This window comes from Erwinia sp. L03-1, assembly GCF_058686115.1.
On sequence record NZ_CM178762.1, the window covers coordinates 3,447,954 to 3,473,432 of the forward strand.

The following is a 25,479-nucleotide window of genomic DNA, read 5'->3' on the forward strand; positions in this document are numbered from 1 at the left end:
AAACATTAAAAGGTAAAAAAAGCCATGAAGATTGCGGTTCCATCAATTCTCGCCGTGGCGCTGGCCGCCTCATTTAACGCCTCTGCCGCCACGCCACCGGATACGCTGGTTATTGCCCAGTCTATTGATGACGCCAGCAGTTTTGACCCGGCTGAAGGGTTCGAGCTCACGTCGGTGCAGGCTTTTACTAACCTTTATCAACGTCTGATCCAGTCCAATCCTGAGAACCCGACCGAGCTGAGGCCTACGCTGGCCAGCGCCTGGCAGCCCGGCAGTGACAATCGCAGCCTGACATTTACCCTGCGCGCGGGGGCAACATTCGCCTCTGGCAATCCGGTTCGCCCGGAAGATGTGATCTTCTCCCTCAGCCGCGTGGTGAAGCTGAACCTCGATCCCTCCTTTATTCTTACCCAGCTTGGCTGGAACAAAGAGAATATCGATGCGCAGCTGAAAAAAGTGGATGACCAACACGTACAGGTTAGCTGGACGGCAAATGTCAGCCCCACCTATGTGCTCAGCCTGCTCGCCGCGCCGGTCGCCTCGGTTATTGATGAAAAAACCGCCATGGCCAACGCGCAGAAGGGCGATTTCGGTAATAAATGGCTGGCCATGCACTCGGCGGGTAGCGGTCCGTTCCAGATCCGCAAATATATTCCGCACGAGGTGCTGCTGCTCTCTGCCAACGCCAGCTCACCAGGCGGTGCGCCAAAGCTGAAAAACGTCCTGATTAAAAACGTGCCTGAGCCGGCAGCCCGCCGCCTGCTGCTTGAGCAGGGCGATGCGGATATTGCCCGCAACCTGGGTGCCGATCAGATGGCCGCGCTGAAGAATAAACCCGGCGTGAAGCCGCTGGCGATCCCTATGGCCTCGCTTTACTACATGCAGTTCAATACCGAAGCCAATCCGGTACTGAAAAATCCGGCGCTGTGGGAGGCCTCGCGCTACCTCTTCGACTATCACGGCATTGCTGACCAGCTGCTGAAAGGTCAGTTCCAGGTGCATCAGGCGTTTCTGCCGGAAGGGTTCCTCGGTGCGCTGAATGACAATCCGTATACCTATGACCCGGACAAAGCCAAAGCCATTCTGAGCAAGGCCGGGCTAAAAAATGTCAGCTTTAAGCTGATCGTCAGCAATCAGCCGCCCTACCTTGATATCGCTCAGGCGCTCCAGGCCAGCTTTGCCAAAGGCGGCGTGAAGGTTGAGCTAATCCCCGGGATCAGCAGCGAAGTCTCCACCACCGTTAAGGCGCATCACTATGACGCCACGCTGAATGCCTGGGGAGCCGATTATTTCGATCCCAATACCAACGCATCGGCTTTTGCCTATAACCCGGAAAACGGCAGCACCACGCTGGCCTGGCGTTCAAACTGGCATATTCCTGAGCTGAACAAGCAGACGCTGGCCGCTACCGCAGAAAGCGACAAGACCAAACGCATTGCGCTTTATCAGAATATGCAGCGTGAAGTGCAGAAGAACTCGCCCTACGTGATTGGCTTACAGGCGCGCAACCTGATCGCCGTTCGCGACAATCTGCAAGGCTACGTGCAGGGTATCAACCCGGATATGGTCTACTACGGCCAGGTCAGTAAATAATGGCAGACGCTGCGGTGACCCGCGCATCTGCGCGGGTGTTTTGGCTCCGGGGCGGACGGCTGCTGACCGGCATCGCCTCGCTGGCGGTGACGCTGCTTGGCCTGCTGGCCTTTACCTTTATGCTGTCGCACCTGTCGCCGGTCGACCCGGTGCTGCAAATTGCGGGCGACCACGCCAGCGAATCGACCTATGCCCAGGTGCGGCGCGATCTGGGGCTGGACCAGCCGGTGCTGATGCAGTTCTGGCACTATCTGACGCATCTGGTGCACGGCGACCTGGGGATATCCCGCCTCACCAGCCAGCCCGTGGCAGCCGATCTGCTGCGCACCTTTCCCGCCACCCTCGAGCTGGCGACCTGTGCGATGATCCTCGGTGCGACACTGGGGATTATGCTGGCGCTGCTGGCAGCGTGGAAGCCGGGTAGCCTGCTGGATAACCTGGCGCGACTGGTTTCACTGCTGGGCTACTCGGTGCCGGTGTTCTGGCTCGGTCTGCTCGGGCTGCTGCTGTTCTATGCAGTCCTTCACTGGTCCGCCGGGCCGGGGCAGCTGGATGACATCTGGATTTATACGCTGGAGCCTAAAACCGGCCTGGTGCTGATTGATAGCTGGCTTTCAGGCGACCCGGAGATGTTCCGCAATGCCATCGCCCATCTCTGGCTACCGGTGGTGGTGCTGGCGCTGCTGGCAATGGCGGGCATAACCCGACTACTGCGCGCGGCGCTGCTGGAAGAGAGCAGTAAAGAGTATGTCACTCTCGCGCGCGCCAAAGGCGCCAGCCGGGGTCGTATCCTGCTGCTGCACGTTTTTCCTAACGTCCGCGGTACGCTGATAACCGTGCTGGCGCTCTCCTATGCCACGCTGCTGGAAGGCTCGGTCCTGACGGAAACGGTGTTTGCCTGGCCGGGCGTGGGGCGCTATATGACTAACGCGCTATTTGCCTCCGATACGCCAGCGATCCTGGGTTCAACGCTGCTGATTGGCGGCTGCTTTATCACGCTAAATGCCCTGGCGGACGCGCTGACTTATCTTACCGATCCGAGAACCCGATGACGCAGAACCTGACTGAACTTGAAAGCGTCCCGCCTCGCGGACGCCGACGCCCCCGCGTCACCTCACTGGCCATCGGCGGTACGCTGGTTGCAGTGCTGGTGCTGGCCGCGCTGCTGGCGCCGCTGCTGGCCCCCTTCGACCCCAACGCACAGCTGATGACGGCCCGTCTGCTACCGCCCTCTTCCGCTCACTGGTTGGGAACCGACGGCTTTGGCCGCGATCTGCTCTCCAGAGTGATCTACGGTGCCCGTCCGACGCTACTGCTGGTCGCGCTGATCCTGGTACTGACCATTCCGGTGGGCATGCTGATCGGCATCTGTGCGGGCTATTTAGGCGGCTGGACCGAACGGGTGCTGATGCGCATTACCGATATTTTCCTGTCGCTGCCGAATCTGGTTATCGCACTGGCGCTGGTGGCGATGCTGGGTCCGGGACTGATGAACGGCGCACTGGCGCTGGCGTTAACCAGCTGGCCCCCGTTCGCCCGACAGGCGCGCGCGGAAACTTTGGCGCTGCGCCGTAGTGACTATCTGGCCGCGGCCCGCATGCAGGGCATCAACGGCCTGCGCCTGATGTTTGGCCATATCCTGCCGCTCTGTATGCCCGGTGCGGTGGTTCGCGCCGCGCTCAGCCTGGGCGGTATCATTCTCTCCGCCGCCGGACTGGGCTTTTTGGGCATGGGCGTACAGCCGCCGACCGCCGAATGGGGCTCGATGGTGGCCGAGGGCAGCAAAGTGATTTTCGATCAGTGGTGGGTGGCTGCCGCGCCCGGCGGCGCGATCCTTCTCGCCAGCCTCGCCTTTAACCTGACGGGCGACGGCCTGCGTGACCGACTGGATACCCGACATGCCAACTGAAAACTCTCCTCTGATCGTGGCGGACCGCCTGCGTATCGCCAGCGCCAGCGGTGCCACGCTGGTCAACAATATCAGCTTCACGCTGGGTCGCGAGCGCGTGGCGCTGGTGGGCGAATCCGGCTCCGGGAAATCGTTAACCGCGCGCAGCCTGATGGGGCTGCTTTCCCCCTCGCTGCGGCTGAATGCGCAGACGCTGAACGTGGTGGGTGAAGATGCCCTGACGCTAAGCGAACGCCAGTGGGCACCGCTGCGTGGTGGCCAGCTCGCTATGGTGATGCAGGACCCGAAATATGCGCTTAATCCAATGCGCACCATCGGCTGGCAGGTGGCGGAGCCGCTAAAGCTCCACGCGAGGCTCAGCCGGGCGGAGATAAAAGAGAAGGTCTGCGAAATGCTCGACGCGGTCGGCCTGCCTCAGCCGCGCCAGCTCATGAGCCGCTATCCCCACCAGCTGTCAGGCGGAATGGGTCAGCGGGTGATGCTGGCCATTGCGCTGATAGCCGATCCCCAGTTGCTGATCGCGGATGAACCGACCTCGGCGCTGGATCACGCCATGCGCGATCAGGTGCTGGCGCTGATCCGCCGGATGGTGGAACAGCGAAATATGGGGCTGCTGCTGATCAGTCACGATCTTCAGCAGGTTGCCGAACACTGCGAACGGGTGATGGTGATGTATCAGGGTGAAATTCTTGACCGGCTACCCGCGGCCGATCTGCCGCGCGCGACCCACCCCTATACCCGCACGCTCTGGTCATGCCGCCCCAGCCTGGCAACCAAAGGACAACCGCTGCCGGTGCTTGACCGCGCGGCACTGGAGGCACACCGTGAACATCATTGAGCTGAGCGACCTGAGCGTTTCTCACCGACTGGGCTATGAAACCCGTACCGTCGTTCACGACGTGTCTCTGACGGTTGAGGCCGGTTCCTGCTTTGGTCTGGTCGGCCCGTCGGGCTGCGGCAAATCCTCGCTGCTGTGGGCGCTGGCCGGATTAAATCCCCACTGGCAGGGAAAGATGACGCTGGCAGGCCATCAGGCCAGGCCGGGGAGCGCGTTTACCGGCCAGCTTCGTCAGGACGTGCAGATGGTCTTTCAGGATCCCTATGCCTCACTGCATCCACGCCATCGCCTGCGGCGCACCCTGGCAGAGCCGCTGAAGCTGCTGAAGAAAAAGGATATCAATCTGCGCATCGACGCCGGTTTTCGCCATGCCGGTCTGGATCCTGAACTGGCCGACCGCTATCCGCACCAGCTTTCGGGCGGCCAGCGCCAGCGCGTGGCTATCGTGCGGGCGCTGCTGCTGGAGCCGAAGATCCTGCTGCTGGACGAGCCCACTTCGGCGCTGGATATGTCGGTGCAGGCAGAGATCCTTAACCTGCTGAACCGCCTGAAGCAGGAGGATAAGCTGACCATGGTGCTGGTCAGTCACGATCCGCAGGTGATCGATCATATGTGCGATCGCGCGGTGCATATGGATAGGGGCTACATCGTGCCCTGAGGGAAACGCTTAATCTGTTAATCAGCTAACCCTTGCCGGAATCAGCATTTCCCCCCGCTGCGTTTCCCCCTATAGTCCTGATAATGCTACCATTCCAGGACTCCACAATGCGAAAAATTCTTACGCTTACCGCAGCGGTCACGCTGGGCTTAGCCCAGCTGGCTCATGCCGCTACGCCAGCCGATACGCTGGTGGTTGCCATACCGCTGGACGGCATTATCAGCTTCGACCCCGCTGAAAGCTTTGAAACGGTGAGCACCAGCAGCCTGATTAACGTTTATCAGGGGCTGGTCGCCACCGATCGCACCGATCCGCGCAGGCTGGATCCCGCACTTGCCAGCGCCTGGCAGCCGGGCGCCACCGATCGCAGTCTGCTCTTCACCCTGCGCCCTGATGCCACGTTCGCCAGCGGAAATCCGGTTACCGCGCAGGACGTGGTGTATTCGCTGAGCCGGGGCGTAAAGCTCAACAAGACGCCGGCGTTTATTCTCGGTGAATTTGGCTGGACGCCGGAAAATATCGACGGCCAGCTGATCGCACAGGGTGACCATCAGATTGAGATCCGCTGGACCTCGGCGATTGGCCGCGATCTGGCGCTGCGGCTGCTCAGCGCGCCGGTGGCCTCGGTGGTGGACAGCAAGCTGGCGCAGCAGCATGCCAGCAACGGTGATTTTGGCAACGGCTGGCTGCGCAACCACTCGGCGGGCAGCGCGGCCTACGCCATTCGCAACTTTGTCCCTCAGCAGGCGCTGGTGCTGGAGGAGAACCCTCACGCGGTGCCGCTGCCGAAGTTGAAGCGGGTCATTCTTAAGGGAGTGTCCGATCCCGGCTCCCGCCGCCTGCTGTTGCAGCAGGGGGATGCCGATGTCGCCTATGAGCTGGGTGCCGATCAGTTTGATGCGCTCAAAAAGGTGTCCGGGGTGAACGTTGCCAGCTTTCCGTCCAGCCTGATTTATTATCTGGGCTTCAACACGCAGAACAAACAGCAAAGTGCGCTGGGTAACCCGGCGCTGTGGCAGGCCGCCCGCTGGCTGGTTGATTACGATGGGATTTCAAAGGATCTGCTGAAGGGCCAGTTTCAGGTGCATCAGACATTTTTGCCTGAGGGTTTCGACGGGGCCCTTACCAGTCAGCCTTTCCACTACGATCTGAACAAGGCAAAAGCGATTTTGCAGCAGGGAGGGATCAGGCCCGGCACGCGCTTCTCACTGACCATCGTAAACCAGCCACCCTACACCGATATCGCACAGGCTCTCCAGGCCAGCTTTGCCAAAGCCGATATCCAAATTGATATCCAGCCGGTGACGGAAGCGGAGCTGTGGGCAAAAATGCGCGGACGTAACTTTCAGTCGATCTTTATTTATTGGGGGGCGGACTATGTTGACCCCAATACCAACGCCAGCACCTTTGCTTACAACGTGCCGAATGGCCCGAAAACCCTGGCATGGCGGCTGGGCTGGACCATTCCAAAGCTCAGTGAGCAGACGCGTGCCGCGGCGGCTGAGAGCAATGTGAAAACCCGCAATGCGCTCTATCAGCAGCTACAGACGGAGATTCAGCAAAACTCTCCCTACGTCGTCACGCTACAGGGGCAAAAGCTGGTGGGCCTGCGCAGTAATATTCAGGGGGCGCAGCAGGGGATCGGCACCAGCATGCTCTACTACGATCGAGTGAGTAAAAATTGACGCCGGGGGATAAGCACGGGCGGCGAAACGCCGCCCGACACTTATGAGATGGCAGATTCCGAACTTTTTTTCTGCTTATCCGCTTCAAAGTGGGCTTTGAACTGCTCATAAATAGAGATCATATTGGAGGCGTCGCCCTGTAATGGACTGAGCTTACCCGCACGGACCAGTTCAATAACCAGCTGAAGTGCAGCCTGCTTTGGGCTGGTAGAGGGATGTGCAATTTCCGATGACATAATGTATTCCATGAGTTTGAGAAAGAAGTTAATTTTAACAACTTTCGCCTCAGCGGGTGAGTTTTTTCCTTCGCCCACGTTAATATCCTCTCACGCCTGCCCTATCGCCTTATTAAGCAGCATCAGCCTCACTGAAAGGCTATTTTTTCTGCTTTTTCAGCCACGCCTGCATCTGGTCAATTTCTGGCTGCTGCGCGTTAATAATCGCCTCTGCCAGCCTGCGCATTTCAGGATCTTTGCCATATTTCAGCTCGGTCTTCGCCATATCAATGGCGCCCTGATGATGGGCCGTCATACCGTTAGCGAAGGCGACGTCCGGATCGTGCGAGGTCATGCCTTTTTGCATGCTGTGATGCATTTTATCCATCCCGCTCTGATAGCTATGCTGAGCAGCCGTTCCCTGAGCCTGGCGGTCAGGCATAGACATCGTGTCATCCGCCATGGCGGCAGCGGACAGCAGAAGCGTGGAGATAACTGCGATTTTGACAATGTTCATCAACTATTCCCTTTCGACGTTGAGTAAATGGTAGGGCGTATCCTCTACCTTCCAGCAGGGGGAAGGTCAAGGAGAAATAACCGAATTGCCGCTCCTATTCGACCAGAAAACCCGCACTTAATTGAGAAATAACAAAAAACTTGTGTGGTAGTAAAAAAACGACTATTTTTCATCAGGTAACGAATTATGCATTTGCACGGCCTCGGGAAGTGCTGCTGGGTTTCCCACTTCCCGAGGCACTTTTTTGCGGCGTATGTTGAATTCCTCAGGTCACCTCTCAGAAATACTGCGTAAAATCGAAGAAGGTTTCCAGCATCGCGATAGAATCAATCCGCGATCGCAATCCCCGAACAGATCCACAATAAATAAGAAAACTCTGGTGGCAGGAATGTCGGCTTCATCCGATATTTCAGCAACGTTTGCACTCTGTTAGCATGAGCAATGGCGGTATACAAACTAAACGATCCGATGTTCCGATCGGAATTGCCTGCTGCTGGCATATCATTTTCTCCTTTTGGCCATGTTTACTATGAATAAATTATGCAGTGTCGCTGTGCTGAAAATTATGATGGTGTCTGCCCTCGCCTTCATTCCCCTGGTGAACGCCGCCGGGGCGGAACAAATTACCCTAAGACTCTCTCAGGAGCAGGACGGCGGAGAGGCGGGTCGCGCCTGCATGTATATCCATCAGGGAAAAGCGGAGTATCGTGTGGTTCAGGCCAATGAAGTCTGCCCGGCTACCCTCACCGTTGAACGCGCTTCCCAGCCCGGCTGAAAATCCAGGGTTATTTTTGCGCCCCGCGATTCGTCAGCACGACGGAGTATGATACCTTTAGCGTATTGGCGATCGTCTGGCTTTTGGCCAGATGAGGCTTCTTAACGGGGAGTTAGGCGTTGAAAATAATGAATATTAAGCTGCTGTCTTTGGTAGCTACCTTTCTGGTTATTTTGCTGCATACGGCAGCGATACCTTTTAGCTACTTCCATTTAGCCTGGTCCGTGTCGGTTATGTATGAAGCGCTGGGGCGTATCGCGTTTCCGCTGTTTTTGCTCATTACCGGCTATATTTCTCTGAATAAAAATGAATCCCTGCTCAGTACGCTAAAAACACGCGTACTCAACCTGGTTATTCCGCTGGTCGCCTGGTCCGTAATCTACATTATCTACAGCCATTCCTTTAAGGGAGATACCACACCGGTCAGCCTGCTGGAACTGCTCAGTACGCCTGCGTATCCGCATCTGTGGTTTATCTATACCCTGATCCTGCTGTACCTGGTTACCCCCCTGCTGAATACCTTTATTCAAAATGGCAGCCAGCCGCGGGTTAATTACACGCTCACCGTGTGGTTTGTGCTGGCCTCGGTCTATATGCTGTTTGATAACGTAAAGGCCAATTTACTGGAGGGGCATGCCATTCCCACGCCGAGTAATATTGATATGGTGGTGTACCTTTCAGGGTTCTATATTATCGGCGGCGTTGCGCGACGTTTTGACATCAACCCCAAGGTGATAATTTCAGCGATTATCTTTATTCTTTCTGCCGTATTGACGGCGGTCATGACCTATTCGCTCTCAATCAGCACCTTTAAGCCGAATGAAGTCTTCCTCTTTTATTCTGCGCCGACCCTTGTCGTGGTGTCGCTTGCCTGCTTCTTTATGTTACTCAACGCGCCAATAAACTATAGCCGACGGAGCATTACCCTTATTAAAACGCTATCGCGTTTAAGCCTGGGAATATTCTTTGTCCACCTGATGGTGCTGGAATTATTACTGCGCCTGTTTGATATTAACTTTGAGGGTTACTATTCGGCGCTGACGATCCCGGCGGTCGCGCTGATCTGCTATATTATTTCTGCCGCTATTTGCTGGCTACTGCGTCTTGTTCCCTGGCTGCGCAGGATCATCTGAGCAACCAACAAAAACGGCCGCTGGCATAAGCGGCCGCTCGTCCGGCAATCCTGGCCGGGCATCGCCACCGTCAGTAAAGAGCCGAAGCAAATCTGTGGGGCTGATTGATTGCTTTACGCGCAATCCAGTAAAGCAAAATTCGCTCTTCGTCATTATCCTGATCCGCCATCGCCAGCAGCTTCAATGCCAGCGTAGCTTTGTTGACGGGCTGGCCGGTAATGCTGAGATCCACTACCGCTTTGCCAATGATGTTACAGACTTCCTCATCGCTTGAATCGGGTATATCGATTGCATTACTCATCTTCTCCTCCTGTCATGGGTGAAATTTAAGCCTGGCAGAGAATGCGGAGATTGCCATCTCATATTCTCCCCCCGGCCACGCCGGCTCAGCCATTCGCATCACGCGCAGCAGAATAAGCGCCCCGGGAATGACAGCGATAGACCCACGCGGGCGGCAGATTGCACAGTACTCGCGTACGTTGCCAGGCAAAATGGTCCGATATCAGCGGCTCAGAGAGGGAGGTGTACTGGAACTGAACGAATACGCCGTGGGGGCTGAGCAGTGAGGCCGCACGCGCCAGAATGGTGTCACGTACCTTCTGGGGCAGGGAGAGCAGCGGCAGGCCAGAAAAGATAGCATCGTACTCGTGGCTCAGCGTCTCTGCCGATGCCGTGGTGATGGTCAGCCGCGGATCGTCAATCGCCTGAAGCTTGGGAATAAACCGGGGGTTCGTTTCAAAGGCCAGCAGCTCTGCATCAGGCCGCATCCGGGAGAGCAGGTGTCGGGTCAGTACGCCATCACCCGCCCCCAGTTCCGCAATGCGCTGACAGCTTCCCCACTCAACGGCATCGGACATGGTTCTGCACAGGAAACCGGATGAGGGCGCAATGGTGCCTGTTTTACGCGGATCGGTGAGAAACTCCTGCAAATAACCGGTCTTATCTTTGATATAGGAAAATGCAGACAACAGCATACTAACTCCCTGAATGAAATAAGTTCGTTCAGTAGGCCACAGTAAGCTTAATGAGTTCTTAAAAGTCAGGGAATTAAACAGAAAACTCGGATTAGTCGCATTAAGTATGTCAGTGCAGCGTTGAAAGTTCACATCCTGTAACGTGCTTACATATCAGCATACAACGCATGTTGGCGATGACGGGATTTGAGTTAAGTAAAATCCACCTGGAAACAGACTAAAATTGTGACCGGTTTTATTCCTAAAATAGAAGCCCGATTCTTTATTTCCCTGGCTCTTATTTATAGCCAGCCGGATGTGTTGGCCCTGAGACTATTACCCTGCACCTGCTCTGAGGGTAATCCGATAAATAAACCGGGATAACGAAGCGGCAGGCTTCCCTGGCGTGACAGAGAGGCTTTATTCACGGATCGACCGCGTAGAAACTCCAGCTATTAACCGGATCTGTTTATTTCATCCCTCCACCAGCAAAGCATCAAAAAGCGATTTCCCCCCCTGTTTCAAACATCTGCATTTAAATTTATGCTTCAGCCGCTCTTACCCCCACCACTGCCTGAGGATAAATAAAAAATGAAAAAAATAACCGCCCTTGTCCTGTTTGTGACGCTTACCGGCAGCAGCAGCGTATTTGCTGCACCTGAAACCGGGGTAGCCGCAGGTAGCGAGGCCACCACGATGGCTCAGGGTAACTCAAACGCCATGGGCGTTGGGGCCATTGCCGCCCTGCTCGGCGTGGCGCTGGCCACGATGGGCGGCGGCGGTGAAGGTTCCAGTACCGGCACGGCGACCACCACTACCGCGACCATGGCGCATTAATTCCGCCCGCCTGCGGGTAACGGGGAATTTCCCCGCCAGCAGGCAGCGGGTAATTTTATTGACCGGGTGAGCGTCGCGGGCGGCATGCTTATGGCTATCCTCCGCGACGCGTTTTACCTGCTGGCAGGCTTTGAAACCTGCATTATCAGCCACGCTGTTCTACCTGCCGGCTGCCTCTTCAGCAACAGCGCCCTGATAGCTGTCCCCTGGTGTGCCGAACAGCGCGATGGCCGTTACCCGTCTTCACCTCGCCGCCCCGCAACGTCACAGTGTTGCTCGCTTCGGCTATACTCAACGCTGAATGACCATCTTTAAAAGAGTGAGCTATGTTGATTGGCTTTGTTTTACTTGTGAGCGCCTGCGGGCATGATGCCTGTGACGCCCTGCCCGTTTCCGAGCATATTTTCCCTGACAAAAAAGCCTGTGAGCAGATGGCGGATCGCATCCATCAGCGTCGGCCCAATGCGGTGCTGCTGTGTGGGGAAGTGTACCGGGATCGCCAGACGTCCGAAGCCGGCCAGCAACGTTGACGCACCAAACTTTCAGGTGTGGGGCCAGCCATGGCTAAAGCGCAAAGCCTTACAGGGAGTAATGGCGGGCGTTTTTCACTCTGGGCAAACATGCAATTCGCCAACTCCCGGACACTGAGGAATCGCATCAGGTCAGTGTGCTACTCCTGTTCGGTGCTCTTCGCCACTTCATCAACCCAGCTGGTGACGGCCAGCAGGCGGTTGACATGCGTTAACAGCAGATCGACATCCGACTGCATCACCTGCTCGCCAGCAGAAGATGCGGTGGCGATAGCATTGTGAATATTTTCCGAAATGGATGAGCTCCCCTCTTTACTGGCGGTGATCATCAGCGCCGCCAACAGCAGCGACTGGGCCTCAACCTGTGCCGTCAGTTCTTTAGCACCGACTTCGATATTGGCCATTTTTAACAAAATATCGATCACTAACTGCTTCATGTTACGCCCCCAAATTATTTTGGTAAGAAATTACCATCTCGCAGCGCGTTGAGTAAATATAAACTGACAAAAATAAGCACTCCCGTGATTCGCGATAAAACCCATTAAAAACATTAAAATCAACTAGTTATTTTAAATACAGAGATTTCCAGGCCAGGAAATGTTCCTAAAAATATCCTGCTGCTGGCGAAGCGGGGGATTTCGTCTAGATTTAACCAGCCGGCCCCAACGGGCAGGGCGCTGGCTCACTTCCTCTACTTGATTAACGTGTCACAACGTTATGCCGCCCTGAGAGGCCCCGGGCGCTGTATTTTTAGTGGAACGCCCAAATTATGACTAGAAAAACGGAGAGGTTAATCCGTCATGGATAAAACACATTTTTATCAACGACTCATGCGCTGGCAGCATCTGCGCTTTAACGACGTTATTGTACGTGAACGACCAGAAACACCAGCATGGGATAAAAAGTACGAAATTTACATACAGGACAAATCACGCACCTGCGCGCAGCTCTATATTCGTACCACTCAGGGTGGCGAAAATATCACGCAGGTCAGGGAAGAATATCTGCGCTGGCTGAATGAGTACCATGAACTCTCTGCCCCCGATCGGCGTTTAGGGTCGCAGGAAAACGCGCCGCTTCAGCGTGCACGCACCGGTGGCACGCCTCACCGGGTGGCGCGCCTCGCTGCCGCCAGCTGGCCGCATGCCGCAGCCAAATCTGTTCATAATGTTCAGCACTAGTCCCCCTGCCGGAGTACGCTCCGGCAGTCCTTACCTCCCCCGCTCCCCTCTGCTGACAAATAAAAAAATTATATTTCGTACTTTTCCTACCAAATTTGTCAACGTAGAGTAAATTTAGGGTGCGTGTGATCTTAGTCACATGAAAATCACAAAATAGCACTATTCGGGGAGTAGCAAGTGACAGACAAATCATACGGCGGTACCACCGGCGAGGCGTCCAAAACGCCGCAGTCGACGGAACCGCTGGTCAAAGTAATTGCCTTTATTGCCACTCTGGGTGGTTTGCTATTTGGTTATGACACCGGTGTTATTGCCGGTGCGCTGCTGTTTATGAAGCACGACCTGCATCTGACCTCACTGACCACCGGTATGGTCACCAGCTTCCTGATTCTGGGATCGGCTATTGGTGCCATTGCCGCCGGACGGGTTGCAGACCGCTTTGGCCGTAAAAAAATCATTCTGGCCATGGCGCTTATTTTTATTGTCGGTACGCTTGGCTGTGCCATGGCGCCGAACGTCGTGATGATGATTACCTTCCGCTTTATTCTTGGACTGGCGGTAGGCGGCGCAGCTGCCATCGTTCCCATTTATATCGCCGAAATCGTCCCGGCAAATCGGCGCTGGCAGTTTGTTACCCTTCAGGAACTGATGATCGTCTCCGGTCAGCTGATCGCCTATACCAGTAACGCAGCCATCAATGAAGTCTGGGGGGGTGAAACGACCTGGCGCTGGATGCTGGGCGTAGCCTGTATTCCGGCGGTTATTTTGTGGGTCGGCATGCTATTTCTGCCCGATACGCCGCGCTGGTACGCGATGCATGGTCGCTACAGTGAAGCGCGTGACGTGCTTGAGCGCACCCGCAAATCACGCATGGTCGAAAGAGAGTTGGGCGAAATTCGCAAATCGATGTCATCGAAAAGTGAAAAACACGCTCGCCGTCAGAAAACCATTTCGGTATGGATGAAGCGGCTGGTGGCCCTGGGGATCGGTATTGCCATGCTGCAACAGCTTTCCGGCGTGAACACCATTATGTTCTATGCGCCGACCATGTTGCAGTCTACCGGGCTTGGCACTAACGCTTCGCTGCTGGCGACCATCGCCAACGGGGTGATTTCCGTCATCATGACCTTTGTCGGCATTATGCTGCTGAGCCGCTTTGGCCGCCGTCCGCTGCTGCTGACCGGGCAAATCGGCTGTACCTGTACGGTGTTGGCCATTGGGCTTATCACCTGGCTGATGCCGGAAACGGTCAACGGCCATCCGGATACGGTGCGCAGCTATATGGTGCTGGGCGGTATGCTGGTGTTCCTGTGCTTTCAGCAGGCTGCGCTGTCGCCGGTCACCTGGCTGCTGCTGTCCGAAATGTTCCCGATGCGCATCCGTGGCATGGCTAACGGTATCTCGGTATTTGCCATGCAGATGACAAACTTCTCGATTGCCTTTATGTTCCCGATCCTGCTGGAGCACGTTGGCCTGACCTTCACCTTCTTTGCCTTTGCGGCGATAGGCGTGGCCGGAGGGATATTTGCTATCTTCTTCGCCCCCGAAACCCAGGGCAAGACGCTGGAGCAGATTGAGAAGCACTTCAAAAAGCATTTACAGGACGATCCGGCACCGCAGAGCGGCAGCTAATCGCCCGTGCGCAGGGACGCGCACCCATCACTTTCCCCCTTTCATACTCGTCTCATGGCGAAGTCGCTATTATAGTGCCAGAATTATCCTATCTTATTGATGGAGAAAGCCATGTTCAAATTTTTACGCGCTCTTTTTTCCAGTCCGGAACTGTTACTTCAGGTGATGAGTCAGCGCGATATCGAAGAGTCGATTGAAGACGGCGAACGCATCCTGATCGACGAAGACGGCACCGCTGCGGTCAATCTGTGCAGCAAAGAAGTCAAAGATGATTTTGCCCGTCACGTCAATGCGTTGAAGAGGGCATAAGATGGGTACGGCAATATTTATGGTGCTGATGGTGTGTGGGTACTGGTATACCAGCCGCGACCTCTCAACCCGTTTCAAAATCAAACGCTCGTTTGGCTGGGACGTCTATTTCCTGGTGGCGCTGTATGGCTGCATTTTCGTTCTCCAGGGCGTCATTGCCACCGGTATCGTCTGGCTGATTCTGCTGGCCGCATCAGGTATTATGAACGCCATTCCGCAGCTCGGTGATGGCCTGCACCACCACTGGCAGGTCGAATTTATGACCTGGAGTTTCCTCGGCATACAGGCGCCGGTCGTTATCATGCTGACCTTCGCCGTCGTTTTCTGTATTTATCGCTCAAGCTGGTCAGGCAGCGCGCGGCTCGACAGCAGCGGACGAAAAAAACTCTACAAAAAATTGTCCCGCTCCAATGGGGTTGAAGGGCTGCTGTTTCAGTGTATGGAAGAGGGAGAGCTGGCGTGGATCACGCTGAAGTCTCGCCGTATCTATATCGGAATGGTCCATACCGCCTCTTTTGAGAATGCTGCCGTCTGCAATATTGTGATGATCCCAATGCTAAGCGGCTACCGCGAGGGCACGGCGTTGGATCTGCGCATCGAGCATAACTACAGCAAATGGTACGCCGATCACGGCATTACGCTGGATTCCGAGCCTAAGTCAGCCATGGCCTTCCGTAAGGTCATCATGGTTGATCAGATTGAGAGCCTGTCGCTATTTGATGCAGCCAGCGCCAGCGCGATCGATCTGATGAAGGGTGGCACCCCGCACTAAAAACACCGCTTTGCCACCTGGCGCATGGATGCGCGAGTCGGCGCCGTAGAGCGAGTGAATCAGAGAACCAGCGAAACCAGCCAGAATCCGGCAAAGGTCATCAGTAGCGAGCCCAGCACATGGGTCAGCACCGAGGTCATCGCCCAGGCATAGTTACCCGCCTGTAGCAGCGTAACGATCTCCAGCGAGAAGGTTGAGAAGGTGGTCATGCCTCCGCAGAGACCGGTGGTAATCAACAGTTTCCAGGCCGGGTCGAGATGCGGATTGCGCATAAACCAGGCCATCGCCCCGCCGATAATAAAGCCCCCGACCAGGTTCACGACCAGCGTGCCGGGCGGCAGGTTGGGGAAAAGTGCATTCAAACGAACCGCCAGCAGCCAGCGAATGATGCAGCCGATGGAGCCGCCAACGGCCACGGCGACCAGTGATTTGATCATAACGCCCTCAAAGAGAAAACGTGCGGTATACGCAGCAGGAAAGTGGTTTCAGCCTAATCATCGCCGTCGTGCAATGCAAGAATAAGCTACCCTGTTAACAACAATATATTATTGAAAGCTATCATTAATCTTTGCGAATGACAGGAGAAGCTGTAAACCGATGCGCCTTTCTGACGAACTGCAACACGACATGCTGCTGGGTTTGTGCTGCCTGCCCGCTATCATCGCTATCTATCTGGCCGGCTTCACCTTTGATCGCGTGCCGGTGGCCAGCGTAATTGCCGGTGGCGCCCTGACGCTGGCCTTTGGCGCGAATAAAACCTGGGGCGACTCTTCCTTTTCTCTGCTGCTCACTACCACGCTCGGGCTGGCTTTCTCCTCCTGGCTTGGCTGCCTGACCGGCAACGTGCTGCCGATCTATATTGCGGGAGCCATGCTCTACGCGGGGATTTATGTTGCGCTGGCGGACGTCGACAGCAGCGCCTGGTGGATGGTGCTCCAGTGGTCAATTGCCTATCTGGTGTCGGGTTACTATGCGGGCCCCCTGGAACATGCGCTGGATCGCGCGGCGCTCACCGGCTGCGGCGGTCTGTTACAGATGCTTTTTCTGTATGGCGTTTTCCGTCGCTACCCCTTTCATTTAAAAGATATTAACCCCCGCTCGTGGCTCACTTTTTTCAACACCACCCGGCAGCTTTATAAACGCAAAATCCACCTGCGCTGGTCCATTTTCTGGGCGCTGCTTACGATGGGACTGGCGCTGAGTACGGTCCAGCTGCTGCACCTGAAAAATGGCTACTGGGCGGGAATGACCCTGCTGCTCTGTCTGCGTAATAACTACCGCGATACGCTGTCGCGGGTTCAGGCCAGAGTGTTGGGAACGCTGATGGGCAGCATCCTGGCCGCTTCGCTGATCTCCACCTGGCATAATCCGCTGTTCCTGGTGTGCGGCTTTATCACCGCCGGCTATATCGCGTTTACCTTTTCTTATTCGCTGATCTCAAAATCGTATTTTGTGTTTACTTTTTTCGTCACGTTGATGGTGGTGTTTATGATCGCAAGCCTGGGCGTTTCTCAGGCGGGCGTAGCCACTCACCGACTGGAGGCCACCGCGCTGGGTGGGATTTTCGCGCTGGTTGCCATCGTATTTACCCGCCTCTTTACCCGGCGGCAGGTGATAAAAAGTTAACGCGGAGGCAGGCGCTGGTCACGCCGAGCGGGCGCTGCAGGTAGAAACGCCAGCAAAAGAAGCATAAGGTGGAAAAAGTTAGGGTCGCTGCCGGTTTCAGCGGGGGCAGCGCCGGATCTGGCAGCGGATCAGCAGCCGCTGTCATCATCCGGCAGGAGTGATTCGATAAAAGCGGTTTGCGCGGCACTCAATTCCCAGCCATCCAGTATTTTCTTGTTATTAAGTGGCTTACCGTCGCTATTCACGCCGGGAGGGTTACTGTTTTCTGCGGCCGCCTCGCTAATCAGGAGGCCATTTTCATTCACAATCTCTTCAGCTTTATTCATGACCACACTCCCCAGGCCACTACCCCCCAAAAAATAAAACAACAGGCAATGATGACCAGCCAGGTTTTCCCTCTCCGGGATAAACGACACTTCATACGGATTCCTTACCTGTTTTTAATGTCACCACAGTATAAACAATCAAAAATATCGATCAACTTTCAGACTATCCCTAGGGACAACGGCAGCCATTTAAGAATTTTGTTCTGTTTCTTTGGGATAGCGCGACGGGTGGCGCTGTGCGTACGCCCAGCGCCCGGTGGGAAAAAAAACGGTTTACCTGGGTGTTAATCCAGTTTCGTTTCAGGTTACAGAAGGGTTACAGAGGGTAAGACAGGCATCAGGATGCCTGCTGTTCGCTCTCTTCAGCGCTGTCGGCCCCGGCAGCATGTTCGTCGGTATTGACCATTACCGCCTGGATCTCTTCTTCGGTATTGGTCGGATTAAGTGCGGCAGCCAGCGGCGAGCTGGCCATCGTATCCGGCATCGGCACATGAGGAACCGGCGGTTCGCTGCTCTCCTGATGCGTGGTGCTGCGATACCAACTCATTCCTGCAATTACCACCCCGCACAGGCAGAAAAAGAGGTAGAGCATATTGCCGCCCAGCGGCTGCATTATGGCCCCAATTGCCAGCGGCCCAATACAGGCTCCCACGCCAAAGGCCATCAGCAGGCAGGCGGTGAGCGATACCCGGCGCTCGGGCACGATGCTGTCATTCGCCATCGCCACCACCAGCGGATAAAGTGAAAACTGCATCATGCTGGCGATAAAGGCGGCGCAGACCACGGTAAGGTAGTGAAAATGCAACGGCAGGGTCAGCGGCAGTGCGGCAAGGGCATAAAGCAGGCCGGTGAAAAACAGCAGGCGGTGACGATCTACGCGGTCAGAAAGCCAGCTGAGAGGAAACTGCGAAATCAGCCCGGCGAAAATGGTAATGCCCATAAACAGCCCGGATTGCTGCGTGCTGAATCCCAGCAGGCTGGTGTAAACCGGGGCCATCCCGTAGAAAGCCCCGACCGCCATCCCAATGACCAGCGTCATAAACAGAATTTTCGGAATGGCTTTAAAAAAATAGCCAAGCTCCATCGGTGCCGGCGACATGGGCTGTACGTTGGTGCGGGTGGTCAGAGCGATGGGCACCAGGCACAGTGCAAAGCAGAGGGCGACTATCAGCAGGCTGCTGCTGCCCGAGCCAATCTGCGTCATCAGGATTATCTGCCCCGCAGAAAGCCCCAGATAGGTTGCCACCATATAGAAGCCAAATATCATGCCGCGCTGCCCCGGCTCGGCCTGATCGTTAAGCCAGCTCTCCAGCACCATATACTGGCACATCATGCACAGGCCGATAATCAGCCGCAGAAAGATCCACATCGGCAAAAAGTCGGTGAGCCCGTGCCCCAGTACCGAGGCGGTGATGATCCCGGCGCAGGATACGTAAGCGCGAATATGCCCGACGCGGGCAATCAGGTTATGTCCAACCTTGCCGCCGATGACCAGGCCAATATAGTTCGCGGCGATAATCGCCCCGATCACCGCGCCACTCACCTGCTGATGGGCAAGCCGCAGCGAGACATAGGTGGTCAGCAGGCCAGAGCCCAGCAGCATTAACAGCGTGGTGGTATATAACGGTAAAAAAGCACCCAGCACTTTCTTCATGACGGCTCCCTGTCGCGCGTATTCCGGGAAAACTACTCTTAGCCGTTAACAATAGACGTAATCTGGCAACGCAGGCAAGCTTGCAGAGAAATCCCACCTGCATGCGTTCTCAATTCAGATCGAATCGCTGTCCGATAAACGCCACCGCTCGCTGAACGCCATTCGTACTAAGCGTATGGGGCACGCCCGGCTCAAAAAGGGTACTGACCGCCACGCCATGCAGCAAAATAAGGAGTTTTTTCACGGTTACAGACTCTCCTGCAGGCCGTAGTCACTCAGGTCTGGCCCAACGGGCACAATGCCGGTGGGGTTCAGCGCCCTGATAGAGTAATAGCCCTGTTTAATGTGATCGATACTGACCGTCTCGCGCACGCCCGCGACCGCCAGCACGCTTTGGGTATAGGCATGCAGCCAGGCATACTCCCGGAGCTGACGGATATTGCATTTGAACAGGCCATGATAAGCCGCATCAAAGCGAATCAGCGTCACGAACAGGCGAATATCCGCCTCGGTGAATCGCTCGCCGGTAAGAAAGCGGCGTCCGTCGCTCAAACGCTGCTCCAGCTTATCCAGCATGCTGAACACATCGCGACAGGCTTCCTGATAGCTTATCTGCGTGGTGGCGAAGCCCGCACGGTAAACGCCGTTGTTCAGCAGCGGATAAATCTCCGCGTTCAGGGACGCAATCTCCTGCTGGAGGTTGGCAGGGAAGAGGTCAAACTCCGCACTGGCCAGCTCACCAAAGCCGCTGTTAAACATCCGCACAATATCCGCGGATTCATTGCTCACGATCGTCTGGGTCTTTTTATCCCACAGCACCGGCACGGTGGCCCGGCCCGTATAGTCCGCATCCGCACGGGTGTAGATTTGATGCATCCACTCGGCCTGATTCAGCGTATCCCGGTTAGCGCCGGGATAGTCACCAAAGTGCCAGCCCTGATCCAGCAGCCAGGGCTCGACTACCGATACGCTGACGACCTCGTTAAGTCCTTTCAGGCTGCGGGCGATCAGGGTGCGTGAGGCCCAGGGGCAGATCAGCGCAACATAGAGATGATACCGTCCCGCTTCGGCCTGAAAGCCCCCCTTGCCGGTCACCCCCGGCGCGCCGTCCGGGGTTATCCAGCTGCGAAAGCTGGAGGTCTGGCGGACAAAGCCGCCCTTCTCATCTTTTGCCTGAACGGGATGCCAGTCGGCGGTCCATTGTCCATTTACCAGCATGGGTCTGCTCCTTATCTTCTGACGGGGGTGGGCCTGAGGGCATACTTTCCGTCGCCGGTCAGGGCAAGCGCAATCAGGCCCACTATCCAGAATGCCGGGAATTCCCAGCCGCCGTTAGGGTTAGTAAAGAAGAAGCCCGCCGGACCGTGAACGGTGAAGATGGCCCCGAGCAGGATGGGGATCAGCACCACGGCGACGATGCGGCTATAGATGCCTAAAATCAGGGCGATAGCCCCCACCAGCTCCACGGCCATCGTTAGCCAGGCCAGACCGCCCGGCAGTCCGAGCGAGGCAAAGAACTTTACGGTGCCTGCGGGCGTGAAAACGAAAAATTTCAGGCTGAAGTGAGCCAGAAACAGGATGCCCAGCGCGAGGCGCAGGATCAAAGCAGCCCAGGGTGCAGTACGATTGTCAGTCATGGTCTTTCCTCTCAGTGAGTTGATAAGAGAAAAGTACCTTATTTCCGCTGAGATGATTATCCCCTCAAAAAGGGGATGTTTTGTTCCATATTGGAAATAATCACCAGCCTTTCTCCCACCCCGGCTCGCCCGCGAACGCCTCGACCAGGAAATCGATCAGGGTGCGGGAGCGGTGCGCCAGGTATTTTGCCGGCGGGTAGAGGGCGAAAAGACCCAGCGGCGGGATTTCATAAGATGCCAGTACCGGCACAATGGTTTTATTGCGCAGGGCTTCCCCCGCGACAAAGGCGGGCAGACGGGCGATGCCCAGTCCAGCGCATGCCGCCTGCAAACACACCTCGGCGTTTGAAAACTTCAGGCGGGCGTTGACCGGCTCCTGAACCATCTGCTCACCCTGTAAAAAAGGCCAGCGGAAAGGATCGCGGAAGTTGGTGTCGATTATACAGTCATGCTGTGAAAGTTCGCCCCAGTGGGAGGGTGTGCTCCGCTGCTTAAGATAGTCCGGCGAGGCCACGGCGATAATACGGATATCACACAGCTTTCTGGCCATCAGCACACTGTCGTTTAGCTTGCCGATGCGCAGCGCCAGGTCAAATCCTTCGTCCACCACGTTAACCACCCGATCGGCAAAGCTGACGTCCAGTTCAATACCCGGATAGCGCCGGGCAAAGTCGATTAGCGGCTGGGTAAGCTGGGTGGTGCCAAAGGTCACCGGCGCGGAGACGCGCACCCTGCCAGAGGGGGAGTCTGAGGTGGTGCGCACGGAATCATTCAGGGCATCGTACTCAGCCAGCAGGACCCTGACCTTTTCGTAGTAGGCTCTGCCGACATCGGTAGCGGTCAGCGCCCGGGTGCTGCGCCGGAAAAGCTGCACGCCCAGCTCCTTTTCCAGACGTGAGATCAGCTTTGACGCCTGGCCGTGGCTGGTGCCCAAACGCTGCGCCGCAGCGGTAAAACTTCCGGTTTCCATCACGCCAATAAACATCCTGTCGCAATCCAGTCTTTCCACTTTGCTTCCTCACCACTCACTTAGCCGGGAACTAACATAGCCCTATCGGCGCGGTGAGTCATCCGACAGATGCACAATTTGAAATTATGCGCCTGATGTAACAACGGGTTATCAACAGGATGGGGCAGACCTTGCACTTATTTTCATAATTGCCAGGCTTATATTGATGATTTAATGTACTAATCGCGTTAAGCGGAGGTTCAGATGGCACGCTTTCAGCAGAAGGTCGTGGTGATCACCGGGGCGGGTTCAGGTATTGGCGAGGCCACGGCGCAGCGCTTTGCCCTTGAGGGCGCGTCGGTCGTGCTGGCAGGCCGCACGGTTGCGAAACTACACAGCACGCTGGCAACCCTCGCGCCGGGCGACCATCTGGTTGCCCCCTGTGACGTCTCGCAGGCGGACCAGGTGCAGGCGCTGTCGCACAACGTCCGGGCTAAGTATGGCCGGGTCGATGTGTTGGTGAATAATGCGGCCATCGTTGTTCAGGGACGCATTCACGACGTCGCGCCTGAGGAGTGGAAAACTCTTATGGCCATCAATCTGGACGGCGTCTTTTACTGCGTACACTACTTTATGCCCGCCCTGCTTATCACCAAAGGTAATGTGGTCAATGTCTCCTCCATCTCTGGCCTGCGAGGGGACTGGGGCATAAGCGTATACAATGCGGCAAAGGGGGCCGTTAGCAACTTCACCCGCGCGCTGGCGATGGACTACGGCGCAGACGGCGTGCGCGTCAATGCTATCTGCCCCGGCCTGACCATGACGGCCCTGACCGAACGGATCAGGAACGCGCCACAGCTGTTGGAAAAGTTCACCCAGCGCATCCCATTAAATCGCGCAGGGGAACCCGCGGATATCGCCAGTGCCATTGCGTTTATCGCCAGCGATGATGCGCGCTATATCACCGGCGTCAATCTGCCGGTTGATGGCGGCGTTACCGCCTCTAATGGTCAGCCCGCCCAGGGGTAGTCCTGCCCGCTGCCCGCTGCCCGCTGCCCGCTGCCCGGCATGATTTATGCAAAAAACCCTGTGCAATTACAACTAATTAGCCCTCCCGCGCCCCGTCTTCACTTGCACTTCACGCTAAGCCTGCCAGGCTTACACCCATGATTTAATTCGGTAATAATGATGAACAGGAGTTCAAAATGGCACGTTTTCAGCAAAAAGTAGTCGTCATCACCGGGGCAGGTTCAGGTATTGGCGAAGCCGCGGCGCAGCGCTTTGCCCGCGAAGGCGCATCGGTGGTACTGGTAGGCCGGACGGCTGAAAAGCTGGAAAAAACGCTGGCCACGCTGACCCAGGGCGATCATCTGGTTGCCCCCTGTGACGTCGCCGACGCAGGCCAGGTCCAGGCGCTTGCGCGCAAGGTGCAGGACAAGTATGGCCGGGTGGACGTGCTGGTGAATAACGCCGGCATTATCGTTCAGGGGCGCATTCATGAAATCGCGCTTGAAGACTGGAAAAAGCTGATGGGGGTGGATCTGAACGGTGTATTCCACTGCGTTCACTACTTTATGCCCGCGCTGTTGAAAACCAAAGGCAACGTCGTGAATATCTCCTCCGTTTCCGGCCTGGGCGGCGACTGGGGCATGAGCGTCTATAACGCAGCGAAAGGCGCGGTGACCAACTTTACCCGTTCGCTGGCAATGGATTACGGCGCAGACGGCGTACGCGTCAATGCCGTCTGTCCCGGTCTGACCATGACCGATCTGACGGAAGGGATGAAGGATGACCCGCAGCTGCTGAATAAATTCTATGAGCGTATCCCGCTGAACCGCGCGGGTGAGCCGGAAGATATCGCTAACGCGATTGCCTTTATCGCCAGCGATGACGCCCGTTACATTACCGGGGTCAATCTGCCGGTAGACGGCGGCATCACGGCCTCAAACGGACAGCCTAAGCAGGCATAAGCCCGTCTTCCCTGTTCAGGGCGGCTTAATGGAGAGATGCATGTCGGCTCGTCTACTGTTTGTCGCCCTTGTTCTGTTTCTGCCCTTCTCCGCGCTGGCAAACCTGTTTACGGTTGGCCAGCGCCTTCCTCCTGTAGGCGTATATGATGCAGGCGAAGTGATCGCCAGCGGCGGAGAAACGGACTACCAGCCCTGGAACAGCGTCGGGTTAACCGGCAGGGTGCGCGTGGTGATGCATCTGGCCGGACGGCTTTCTGCCAGAGACGAAAACGCGCCGCTGAGTGCGGCGTTAGCGGCGGCTCACCTGCCCCCGACGCGCTTTCAGACGTCGATTATTGTTAACGCAGACGATGCCATCCCCGGCAGCGCCGTTTTTGTGCGCGCCAGCCTGCGGTCCGCCAAACGCGAGTCGCCCTCGACACAGTTTATTATCGACAATCGCGGGGCGGTGAAGCGCGCCTGGCAACTGACCCCCGGCAGCGCAGCCGTGGTGGTGGTCGATAGCGCTGGCCTCATTCGCTTTGCCAAAGAGGGCGCGCTGACGCCTGCGGAGATCAATCAGGTTTTGTCGCTGCTGCACCAACTGCTGCAATAAGTCGCTGAAACGCAGGCACGGATTGCTCCATACGGCCCCCATCCTGTATCAGTTAAGCTTTTTTTCATCGTTTATCAGCGCAATTTCTTAATAATACTCTAGCCTTATCAACAAGGACCGTGCATTTATTCCTGTAGCGTCCATTCGTTTTCCGGCCCATTAATTTACTGATTCGATTAAGAGTGACCATGACAGTGTTAGCAGAAAAATCCCCCGATATGGATACCGAATTGCTGGCGCTGCGTGAAGCCCTGGAGCGGCGACTCGACTCGCTGCTGCCTGCCGGTGGCGAGCGGGACCGCGTAAGGGCTGCTATGCGCGAAGGCACGCTGACGCCTGGAAAGCGCATGCGTCCCCTGCTGCTGCTGCTGGCCGCCTGTGATTTGGGGTGTGATAAAAACCACCCCGGCCTGATTGATTTAGCCTGCGCCGTGGAGATGATCCATGCCGCCTCGCTGATCCTTGATGATATTCCCTGCATGGATAACGCCCTGCTGCGCCGTGGCCGGGCCACCATTCATCGCCAGTTTGGCGAGGACGTGGCCGTGCTGGCTGCCGTTGCCCTGCTAAGCAGCGCCTTTGGCACCGTCGCGGCCGCAGAAGGGTTATCAGGAAACTGTCGCGCGCAGGCGGTGGCGGAGCTTTCTGCCGCCGTCGGTTTGCAGGGGCTGGTTCAGGGCCAGTTTCAGGATCTTAATGAAGGCGGTGCGTGCCGCAGCAGTGAAGCTATCGCCACCACAAATGATTTGAAAACCAGCATGCTGTTTGACGCCACCATCCAGATGGCGGCGCTGGCCGCCGATGCGCCCCCTGTCGTGCGCCAGAAGCTGCGCGGCTTCGCGCAGGATCTGGGGCAGGCGTTCCAGCTCCTTGACGATCTGGCCGACAGCCATAGCGGCTCCGGCAAGGATCTGAATCAGGATGCGGGCAAATCGACCCTGGTGGCCCTGCTGGGGGCCGAAGAGGTACACCGCCGCCTGCAAAATCACCTGCACAGTGCCGATCGGCACTTTGCCTTCGTCTGTCATCAGGGGCTGGCGACCCGGCGCTTTATGCACCGCTGGTTCAACCAGCAGCTGGCCACGTTGCGTTAACGTCTGTTTAAACGGGTGCCTGCGCGGGTGTTGACGCCTGCGGTTTGTCAGAAACCGCCCGCCGTAGTGACGCCTGCAAATGACCGAATAA

General features: G+C 56.4%; 31 protein-coding genes. 19 read left to right on the forward strand and 12 right to left on the reverse strand.

Annotated elements, in window-relative coordinates; translation table 11 throughout:
- Positions 1–24 precede the first annotated feature (24 nt).
- From AC4PCC_RS16000 to AC4PCC_RS16025, 6 genes are all read left to right on the forward strand, one after another.
- Positions 25–1,593 (forward strand): ABC transporter substrate-binding protein, encoded by a 1,569-nt coding sequence (locus AC4PCC_RS16000; RefSeq protein ID WP_492125170.1) that lies wholly within the window; start codon positions 25–27, stop codon positions 1,591–1,593.
- Positions 1,593–2,645, forward strand: a complete 1,053-nt coding sequence (locus tag AC4PCC_RS16005; RefSeq protein ID WP_492125171.1) for an ABC transporter permease — start codon at positions 1,593–1,595, stop codon at positions 2,643–2,645. The genes AC4PCC_RS16000 and AC4PCC_RS16005 overlap by 1 nt, the downstream gene beginning before the upstream one ends.
- Positions 2,642–3,502 carry an ABC transporter permease gene (locus tag AC4PCC_RS16010; protein ID WP_067705112.1) on the forward strand — a complete coding sequence of 287 codons (861 nt, stop codon included), beginning with the start codon at positions 2,642–2,644 and terminating at the stop codon, positions 3,500–3,502. The genes AC4PCC_RS16005 and AC4PCC_RS16010 overlap by 4 nt, the downstream gene beginning before the upstream one ends.
- A complete protein-coding gene (locus AC4PCC_RS16015) occupies positions 3,492–4,340 on the forward strand; it encodes an ABC transporter ATP-binding protein (protein WP_492125172.1) in 849 nt (282 codons plus the stop codon). Before AC4PCC_RS16010 ends, AC4PCC_RS16015 begins: the two co-directional genes overlap by 11 nt.
- Positions 4,333–4,998, forward strand: a complete 666-nt coding sequence (locus AC4PCC_RS16020) for an ABC transporter ATP-binding protein (RefSeq protein WP_492127545.1) — start codon at positions 4,333–4,335, stop codon at positions 4,996–4,998. The genes AC4PCC_RS16015 and AC4PCC_RS16020 overlap by 8 nt, the downstream gene beginning before the upstream one ends.
- A gap of 107 nt (positions 4,999–5,105) precedes the next feature.
- Positions 5,106–6,683, forward strand: coding sequence for an ABC transporter substrate-binding protein (locus AC4PCC_RS16025; protein ID WP_492125173.1), 1,578 nt, complete (start codon positions 5,106–5,108; stop codon positions 6,681–6,683).
- A 41-nt stretch (positions 6,684–6,724) separates the two neighbouring features.
- Here AC4PCC_RS16025 and AC4PCC_RS16030 read toward each other — a convergent pair whose 3' ends face one another.
- The gene (locus AC4PCC_RS16030) at positions 6,725–6,919 is read right to left on the reverse strand and encodes a hypothetical protein (RefSeq protein WP_067705562.1); all 195 of its coding nucleotides are present in this window, start codon (positions 6,917–6,919) and stop codon (positions 6,725–6,727) included.
- Positions 6,920–7,058: 139 nt separating this feature from the next.
- A complete protein-coding gene (gene copM / locus AC4PCC_RS16035; RefSeq protein ID WP_492125174.1) occupies positions 7,059–7,415 on the reverse strand; it encodes a CopM family metallochaperone in 357 nt (118 codons plus the stop codon).
- Positions 7,416–7,968: 553 nt separating this feature from the next.
- On the opposite strand from copM, the gene AC4PCC_RS16040 reads away from it, so the two are divergent.
- Together AC4PCC_RS16040 and AC4PCC_RS16045 are read left to right on the forward strand one after the other, a co-directional pair.
- Entirely contained in the window at positions 7,969–8,190 is a 222-nt protein-coding gene (locus AC4PCC_RS16040) for a hypothetical protein (RefSeq protein ID WP_492125175.1), read from the forward strand.
- A gap of 128 nt (positions 8,191–8,318) precedes the next feature.
- Entirely contained in the window at positions 8,319–9,323 is a 1,005-nt protein-coding gene (locus AC4PCC_RS16045) for an acyltransferase (RefSeq protein ID WP_492125176.1), read from the forward strand.
- 70 nt (positions 9,324–9,393) lie between these two features.
- Here AC4PCC_RS16045 and AC4PCC_RS16050 read toward each other — a convergent pair whose 3' ends face one another.
- Together AC4PCC_RS16050 and AC4PCC_RS16055 are read right to left on the reverse strand one after the other, a co-directional pair.
- The gene (locus AC4PCC_RS16050; protein ID WP_067705085.1) at positions 9,394–9,624 is read right to left on the reverse strand and encodes a hypothetical protein; all 231 of its coding nucleotides are present in this window, start codon (positions 9,622–9,624) and stop codon (positions 9,394–9,396) included.
- Positions 9,625–9,709: 85 nt separating this feature from the next.
- Positions 9,710–10,297, reverse strand: a complete 588-nt coding sequence (locus AC4PCC_RS16055; protein ID WP_492125177.1) for a class I SAM-dependent methyltransferase — start codon at positions 10,295–10,297, stop codon at positions 9,710–9,712.
- Between the two features lie 570 nt (positions 10,298–10,867).
- Here AC4PCC_RS16055 and yjbE point away from each other — a divergent pair.
- Positions 10,868–11,113 carry an exopolysaccharide production protein YjbE gene (gene yjbE / locus AC4PCC_RS16060; protein ID WP_067705082.1) on the forward strand — a complete coding sequence of 82 codons (246 nt, stop codon included), beginning with the start codon at positions 10,868–10,870 and terminating at the stop codon, positions 11,111–11,113.
- 326 nt (positions 11,114–11,439) lie between these two features.
- Positions 11,440–11,643, forward strand: a complete 204-nt coding sequence (locus AC4PCC_RS16065) for a hypothetical protein (RefSeq protein ID WP_492125178.1) — start codon at positions 11,440–11,442, stop codon at positions 11,641–11,643.
- 140 nt (positions 11,644–11,783) lie between these two features.
- Here the strand turns inward: AC4PCC_RS16065 and iraP are convergent, their stop codons facing one another.
- Positions 11,784–12,080 (reverse strand): anti-adapter protein IraP, encoded by a 297-nt coding sequence (gene iraP / locus AC4PCC_RS16070; RefSeq protein WP_492125179.1) that lies wholly within the window; start codon positions 12,078–12,080, stop codon positions 11,784–11,786.
- A gap of 363 nt (positions 12,081–12,443) precedes the next feature.
- Between iraP and AC4PCC_RS16075 the strand changes: the two genes are divergently transcribed.
- From AC4PCC_RS16075 to AC4PCC_RS16090, 4 genes are all read left to right on the forward strand, one after another.
- Positions 12,444–12,824 (forward strand): hypothetical protein, encoded by a 381-nt coding sequence (locus AC4PCC_RS16075; RefSeq protein WP_492125180.1) that lies wholly within the window; start codon positions 12,444–12,446, stop codon positions 12,822–12,824.
- Positions 12,825–13,001: 177 nt separating this feature from the next.
- The gene (locus AC4PCC_RS16080; protein WP_492125181.1) at positions 13,002–14,456 is read left to right on the forward strand and encodes a sugar porter family MFS transporter; all 1,455 of its coding nucleotides are present in this window, start codon (positions 13,002–13,004) and stop codon (positions 14,454–14,456) included.
- 111 nt (positions 14,457–14,567) lie between these two features.
- Positions 14,568–14,765 (forward strand): hypothetical protein, encoded by a 198-nt coding sequence (locus AC4PCC_RS16085; protein ID WP_067705068.1) that lies wholly within the window; start codon positions 14,568–14,570, stop codon positions 14,763–14,765.
- 1 nt (position 14,766) lies between these two features.
- Positions 14,767–15,537, forward strand: coding sequence for a hypothetical protein (locus tag AC4PCC_RS16090; protein WP_492125182.1), 771 nt, complete (start codon positions 14,767–14,769; stop codon positions 15,535–15,537).
- A gap of 59 nt (positions 15,538–15,596) precedes the next feature.
- On the opposite strand, the gene crcB is transcribed toward AC4PCC_RS16090, so the two are convergent.
- A complete protein-coding gene (crcB, locus tag AC4PCC_RS16095; RefSeq protein ID WP_067705062.1) occupies positions 15,597–15,974 on the reverse strand; it encodes a fluoride efflux transporter CrcB in 378 nt (125 codons plus the stop codon).
- A 160-nt stretch (positions 15,975–16,134) separates the two neighbouring features.
- Here crcB and AC4PCC_RS16100 point away from each other — a divergent pair, with 160 nt between their 5' ends.
- Positions 16,135–17,163 (forward strand): FUSC family protein, encoded by a 1,029-nt coding sequence (locus AC4PCC_RS16100; RefSeq protein ID WP_492125183.1) that lies wholly within the window; start codon positions 16,135–16,137, stop codon positions 17,161–17,163.
- Positions 17,164–17,291: 128 nt separating this feature from the next.
- Here AC4PCC_RS16100 and AC4PCC_RS16105 read toward each other — a convergent pair whose 3' ends face one another.
- From AC4PCC_RS16105 to AC4PCC_RS16130, 6 genes are all read right to left on the reverse strand, one after another.
- Positions 17,292–17,489, reverse strand: coding sequence for a YciX family protein (locus tag AC4PCC_RS16105; protein ID WP_492125184.1), 198 nt, complete (start codon positions 17,487–17,489; stop codon positions 17,292–17,294).
- Positions 17,490–17,826: 337 nt separating this feature from the next.
- On the reverse strand, positions 17,827–19,143 hold the full coding sequence (locus AC4PCC_RS16110; protein WP_345830864.1) for an MFS transporter: 1,317 nt from the start codon (positions 19,141–19,143) through the stop codon (positions 17,827–17,829).
- A gap of 109 nt (positions 19,144–19,252) precedes the next feature.
- Positions 19,253–19,387, reverse strand: coding sequence for a hypothetical protein (locus AC4PCC_RS16115; protein ID WP_492125185.1), 135 nt, complete (start codon positions 19,385–19,387; stop codon positions 19,253–19,255).
- A 2-nt stretch (positions 19,388–19,389) separates the two neighbouring features.
- Positions 19,390–20,361 (reverse strand): glutathione S-transferase family protein, encoded by a 972-nt coding sequence (locus AC4PCC_RS16120; RefSeq protein ID WP_492125186.1) that lies wholly within the window; start codon positions 20,359–20,361, stop codon positions 19,390–19,392.
- 11 nt (positions 20,362–20,372) lie between these two features.
- A complete protein-coding gene (locus AC4PCC_RS16125) occupies positions 20,373–20,780 on the reverse strand; it encodes a DoxX family protein (RefSeq protein ID WP_492125187.1) in 408 nt (135 codons plus the stop codon).
- Positions 20,781–20,880: 100 nt separating this feature from the next.
- Complete coding sequence (locus tag AC4PCC_RS16130) at positions 20,881–21,789, reverse strand: LysR family transcriptional regulator (protein ID WP_492125188.1); 909 nt, start codon at positions 21,787–21,789, stop codon at positions 20,881–20,883.
- 204 nt (positions 21,790–21,993) lie between these two features.
- On the opposite strand from AC4PCC_RS16130, the gene budC (AC4PCC_RS16135) reads away from it, so the two are divergent.
- The 4 genes from budC (AC4PCC_RS16135) to AC4PCC_RS16150 all read left to right on the forward strand — a co-directional run bounded on the left by budC (AC4PCC_RS16135) (position 21,994) and on the right by AC4PCC_RS16150 (position 25,388).
- Positions 21,994–22,758 (forward strand): meso-2,3-butanediol dehydrogenase, encoded by a 765-nt coding sequence (gene budC / locus AC4PCC_RS16135; protein WP_492125189.1) that lies wholly within the window; start codon positions 21,994–21,996, stop codon positions 22,756–22,758.
- A gap of 176 nt (positions 22,759–22,934) precedes the next feature.
- Positions 22,935–23,699, forward strand: coding sequence for a meso-2,3-butanediol dehydrogenase (gene budC, locus AC4PCC_RS16140; RefSeq protein WP_492125190.1), 765 nt, complete (start codon positions 22,935–22,937; stop codon positions 23,697–23,699).
- A 40-nt stretch (positions 23,700–23,739) separates the two neighbouring features.
- Positions 23,740–24,294: a YtfJ family protein gene (locus AC4PCC_RS16145; RefSeq protein WP_492125191.1), complete on the forward strand. Its 555-nt coding sequence runs from the start codon at positions 23,740–23,742 to the stop codon at positions 24,292–24,294.
- Between the two features lie 188 nt (positions 24,295–24,482).
- Entirely contained in the window at positions 24,483–25,388 is a 906-nt protein-coding gene (locus tag AC4PCC_RS16150) for a polyprenyl synthetase family protein (protein ID WP_492125192.1), read from the forward strand.
- Positions 25,389–25,479: the final 91 nt, after the last annotated feature.